This is a genomic window from Kribbella sp., assembly GCF_035655035.1.
Lineage (GTDB): Bacteria > Actinomycetota > Actinomycetes > Propionibacteriales > Kribbellaceae > Kribbella.
In genome coordinates, this window is record NZ_DASRVN010000209.1 from 1 (window position 1) to 4800 (window position 4800).

A 4800-nucleotide genomic window follows, 5' to 3' on the forward strand; every position below is an offset into this window, starting at 1 on the left:
GGCGTGGCGATCGCGTTCCTGGCCACCACGATCATCTTCGGCCGCAAGGTCGAGAAGGCGGCGTACAGCCAGATCGAGGGCCAGGCCGGCGCGGCCGCGTCCGCGCTGCAGACGCTCCGCCGCGGCTGGAACGTGACACCCGCGGTCGCCGTCACGAAGAACTCCGACATCGTGCACCGCGTGGTCGGCCGGCCGGGCATCGTGCTGGTCGGCGAGGGCCAGGCCAGCCGGGTGAAGAACCTGCTGACCGCCGAGGCGAAGAAGCACAGCCGGGTCGCCGGCGGGGCCCCGGTGACGCAGATCATCGCCGGTCAGGGCGAGGGCGAGATCGACATCCGCAAGCTCACCAAGCACGTGATGAAGCTGCCGGCGGTCATGCAGCCGTCCGAGATCACCGACCTGCTGCAGCGGCTGAAGGCGCTGGACGCCGTCCGCCCGCAGGTGCCGATGCCGAAGGGGCCGGTGCCGACCAGCCTGAAGGGCGCCCGTCAGGCCATGCGCGGCCGGTGACCGAACTGTAACCAAGAGGCATGTTCGGCAGTTGAACTGTTCAGACATGCGCCGTGGGGAGGCTGGTTGCCCATAGAGTGCGACCAGGACGGATTACAGGGGAACAGGACGACATGACGGACCTCATGCCGGCGGTCCATCAGCCGGTGACCGAGACATGGCCGACGCTGGCCCGCCCGCGTTCCAACCCGGTACGCCGGTACGGCGCCGCGACCGCGATCAAGCTGATCGCGAAGGACCTGCCGGCCACCATCCACCTGGACAGCAACCGGTCGTACGGGCTGGGTGGCCCGGCGATGCGGGTGCACCGGACGGCTGCGTTCCTGGACCGGCTCGGGCACGACGCCGGGTCCGGGTTCGGCGAGGCGTACCTGGCCGGCGACTGGGACCCGGAGCCGGGCACGGACCTGGCCGACCTGCTGGTGCCGTTCGCGGAGCGGTTCAGCAACGAGGAGACCCGGCACCTGCTGCCGAAGTGGGCGCAGTCGCTGCGCTGGCTGGTCACCCGGACCCAGCCCGGCGAGCAGGAGAACGACCGGGCCGGCGCCCGGGAGAACGTCAGCCGCCACTACGACCTGAGCAACGCGATGTTCTCGGAGTTCCTGGACCCGACGCTGACGTACTCCGCGGCGTACTTCCCCGACACCACCAAGGATCTCGCGACCGCGACGTACGACGAGCTCAGCGCGGCCCAACTGCGCAAGCTGGACTCGATCCTGGACGCCGCCGGGGTGAAGTCCGGATCACGAGTGCTGGACATCGGCTGCGGGTGGGCGAGCCTGGCGATCCGGGCCGCGCAGCGCGGCGCGTGGGTGACCGCGATCACGATCGCCTCCCAGCAGGCACTGCTCGCCCAGCGCCGGATCGCCGAGGCCGGCGTGGGCGACCGGGTGCAGGTCGCGCTGCGCGACTACCGCGACCAGATCGGCGAGTTCGACGCGGTGCTCAGCGTGGAGATGATCGAGGCAGTCGGCGAGAAGTACTGGCCGGTGTACTTCGACGCCATCGAGCGCCGGCTGGCCCCGGGCGGGGTCGGCGTCGTGCAGGCGATCGTGATGCCGCACGAGCGGATGCTCGCCACCCGGAACACCTTCACCTGGGTGCAGAAGTACATCTTCCCCGGCGGCCTGATCCCGTCGATCAAGGTGATCGAGCAGATCACCGCGCAGCACACCGGGCTGCGCGCCGAGGTGATCCGGCACCTCGGCCCGGACTACGCGCGGACCCTGCGGATCTGGCGGAACCGCTTCATCGAGCAGTGGCCGGAGATCGGCGCGCTCGGGTTCGACGACACGTTCCGGCGGATGTGGGAGTTCTACCTCGCGTACTCCGAGGCCGGCTTCCGCACCGGGTACCTCGACGACGTACAACTCCTGCTCACGCGGCGTTAACGCAGTACGACGATGGTCTTCGCGGCCAGGTCGTGCAGGCCGCGGCGCTCGCGGTCGAACACCACCGCCGGGATGACCAGGCAGATCAGCACCGACCGGATGATGCCGGCGAGCAGCCCGGGCGGACCGGGGTACGTCTGGCTGTCCCGGACCGGAGCGACCCGCAAGCCGCACAGCCGATGCCCGATCGTGCTGCCGACCAGGCCCACCAGAATCGCGGACATCGCGAAGAACGCGGTCGTGTGCATCAGGCTGTAGTCGTTCCCGCCCGCCCACATCGGGCGGCCGGTCAGCGCGGACGCGATCAGGCCGGCCAGCAGCCAGTCGATCAGCAGCGCCAGCACCCGGCGGCCCCAGGTGCCGACCGAGCCCGAACCCTCCTCGGGCAGGCCCAGCCGGTTGCCCGGGTAACGGAATTCACCGGAGGGCCCGGTTGCGGGCGTCGCGGATGATGCCATGATGTCTAGCCTACGGACACGCTCCGGGACAGCCCTCCACGGGCTCGCGACATCTCAGGGCGTGACCGCCGTACACCAGTGGGTCAGCGCGGACACGCTGGGCGTAACATCCGCGAAACATCAGGGTCACGACGGAGAAACCGGCAGGCCCTACGTTCAGATGAATCTCTGAGCCACCCTAGGAGTACGTATGTTTTCCAGCGCGGAGGAGCTGCTCGCCTACGTCAAGGACGAGGGCGTCGAGATCGTCGACATCCGGTTCTGTGACCTTCCGGGCATCATGCAGCACTTCACCGTCCCGGTGTCGTCGTTCGGTCCCGAGGTCTTCGAGGAGGGCCTGGCCTTCGACGGTTCGTCGGTGCGCGGGTTCCAGCAGATCCACGAATCGGACATGAAGCTGCTGCCGGACCCGACCAGCGCGTACATCGACGAGTTCCGCACCGCCAAGACGCTGGTGGTGAACTTCTTCGTGCACGACCCGCTGACCGGCGAGGCGTACTCGCGGGACCCGCGCAACATCGCCCGGAAGGCCCAGGAGTACCTGAAGTCGACCGGGATCGCGGACACCGCGTTCTTCGCGCCGGAGGCCGAGTTCTACGTCTTCGACGACGTCCGGTTCGAGACCAAGGCGAACGGCGCGCACTACTCGATCGACTCCGTCGCCGGCGCCTGGAACACCGGCCGGGTCGAGGACGGCGGCAACCGCGGCTACAAGGTCCGTTACAAGGGTGGCTACTTCCCGGTCGCGCCGACCGACCACTTCGGCGAGCTGCGCGACGACATCACGCTGGCGCTGGAGCGGTCCGGCCTGATCGTCGAGCGCGCGCACCACGAGGTCGGTACGGCGGGCCAGGCCGAGATCAACTTCCGCTTCGACGAGCTGCTCAAGGCCGCCGACGACGTGATGAAGTTCAAGTACATCGTCAAGAACACCGCCTGGGCGGCCGGCAAGACCGCGACGTTCATGCCGAAGCCGATCTTCGGCGACAACGGCTCCGGGATGCACTGCCACCAGTCGCTGTGGAGCAACGGCGACCCGCTGTTCTACGACGAGTCCGGGTACGGCGGCCTGTCCGACGTGGCCCGCTGGTACATCGGCGGCCTGCTCAAGCACGCGCCGTCGCTGCTGGCCTTCACCAACCCGACGGTGAACTCGTACCACCGGCTGGTGCCGGGCTTCGAGGCGCCGGTCAACCTGGTGTACTCCTCCCGGAACCGCTCGGCCTGCATCCGGATCCCGATCACCGGCTCGAACCCGAAGGCCAAGCGCATCGAGTTCCGCTGCCCGGACCCGTCGGCCAACCCGTACCTGGCCTTCTCGGCCCAGCTGCTGGCCGGCCTGGACGGCATCCGCAACAAGATCGAGCCGGCCGACCCGGTCGACAAGGACCTGTACGAGCTGCCGCCGGAGGAGCACGCGGGCATCGCCCAGGTCCCGACCTCGCTGCCGGCCGTGATCGACTCCCTCGAGGCCGACCACGAGTTCCTGCTCGAGGGCGACGTCTTCACGTCCGACCTGATCGAGACCTGGATCGACCTCAAGCGCGAAACCGAAATCGCCCCGATCCAGCTCCGCCCCCACCCGCACGAATTCGAGCTGTACTACGACGTGTGAGTTGACGTCTCTGAACGCCCCACCCGGCTGTGTCCGGGTGGGGCGTTTTCAGTTGGCCAGTCGTTCGAGCTCGGCGAGCGCCTCTTCGTCGAGGTGGACCTCCGCGGTGCGGACGTTGTCCTCGAGGTGTTCGATGCTGCGGGTGCCGGGGATGAGGGCGGTGTGGGGGTCGTGGGCGAGGATCCAGGCCAGGCAGATCGCGGCCGGGGTGGTGCTCAGGCGGGCGGCGAGCTGCTGTACGGCGGGGTGCTCGGTGGGTGACGGGATCTGGTCGAAGGCGGAGCCGAGGGGGAAGTACGGGATCCAGGCGATGTCGTTCGCCGCGCACAGGTTCAGCTGGTCCTCGGAGGAGCGGTCGAGGACGCTGTAGGCGTTCTGGACGCAGACGATGCCCGCCGGCAGGGCCCGCTTCAGCTGGTCGGTGCTGATGTTGCTGAGTCCGATCGCGCCGATCAGGCCTTCGTTGCGTAGGGCAATCAGTTCGGCAAGCTGGTCGTCGAGCGGGACGACCTGGTCGCCCTCGGCGATCAGGCCCGGGCCTTGATCCGCCCGGCGGAGGTTGACCACCGGCACCTGCTCCAGGCCGAGCGAGGTCAGATCGAGCTGCACCTGCGCGCGCAGGTCCTCCGGCCGTTGTGCGAGCGCCAGCGGTACGGGCGCGTCCACCCGGCGCGCGCCGACCTTACTGACGATCACCAGGTCGTCCGGGTACGGCGACAGGGCGGCGCGGATGTGCTGGTTCACCGTCGCGTGGCCGTAGAAGGACGCGGTGTCGAGGTGGTTGATGCCGAGCTCGACGGCGCGACGCAGTACGGCGGCCGCCGCG

At 68.9% G+C, this 4800-nt stretch carries 5 protein-coding genes; 3 read left to right on the forward strand and 2 right to left on the reverse strand.

The window, feature by feature from the left end; all coding sequences use genetic code 11:
* Together VFF46_RS12105 and VFF46_RS12110 are read left to right on the forward strand one after the other, a co-directional pair.
* Positions 1 to 510, forward strand: a 510-nt coding sequence (locus VFF46_RS12105; protein ID WP_325037186.1) for a DUF4191 domain-containing protein, incomplete at its 5' end; no start/stop codon positions are given.
* A gap of 113 nt (positions 511 to 623) precedes the next feature.
* Positions 624 to 1901 carry a cyclopropane-fatty-acyl-phospholipid synthase family protein gene (locus tag VFF46_RS12110; RefSeq protein ID WP_325037187.1) on the forward strand — a complete coding sequence of 426 codons (1278 nt, stop codon included), beginning with the start codon at positions 624 to 626 and terminating at the stop codon, positions 1899 to 1901.
* On the opposite strand, the gene VFF46_RS12115 is transcribed toward VFF46_RS12110, so the two are convergent.
* Positions 1898 to 2359: an RDD family protein gene (locus VFF46_RS12115; protein ID WP_325037188.1), complete on the reverse strand. Its 462-nt coding sequence runs from the start codon at positions 2357 to 2359 to the stop codon at positions 1898 to 1900. The two genes, VFF46_RS12110 and VFF46_RS12115, sit on opposite strands and share 4 nt — an antisense overlap.
* Positions 2360 to 2549: 190 nt before the next feature.
* Between VFF46_RS12115 and glnA the strand changes: the two genes are divergently transcribed.
* Positions 2550 to 3974 carry a type I glutamate--ammonia ligase gene (gene glnA / locus VFF46_RS12120; RefSeq protein ID WP_325037189.1) on the forward strand — a complete coding sequence of 475 codons (1425 nt, stop codon included), beginning with the start codon at positions 2550 to 2552 and terminating at the stop codon, positions 3972 to 3974.
* 48 nt (positions 3975 to 4022) lie between these two features.
* On the opposite strand, the gene VFF46_RS12125 is transcribed toward glnA, so the two are convergent.
* On the reverse strand, positions 4023 to 4800 hold a 778-nt coding region (locus tag VFF46_RS12125), incomplete at its 5' end, for an aldo/keto reductase (RefSeq protein WP_325037190.1).

Bases quoted from the DNA above. Each gene is read 5' to 3' on its own strand.
- glnA (WP_325037189.1), top strand. From the start codon at position 2,550: ATGTTTTCCAGCGCGGAGGAGCTGCTCGCCTACGTCAAGGACGAGGGC.
- VFF46_RS12110 (WP_325037187.1), top strand. From the start codon at position 624: ATGACGGACCTCATGCCGGCGGTCCATCAGCCGGTGACCGAGACATGG.
- VFF46_RS12115 (WP_325037188.1), bottom strand. From the start codon at position 2,359: ATGGCATCATCCGCGACGCCCGCAACCGGGCCCTCCGGTGAATTCCGT.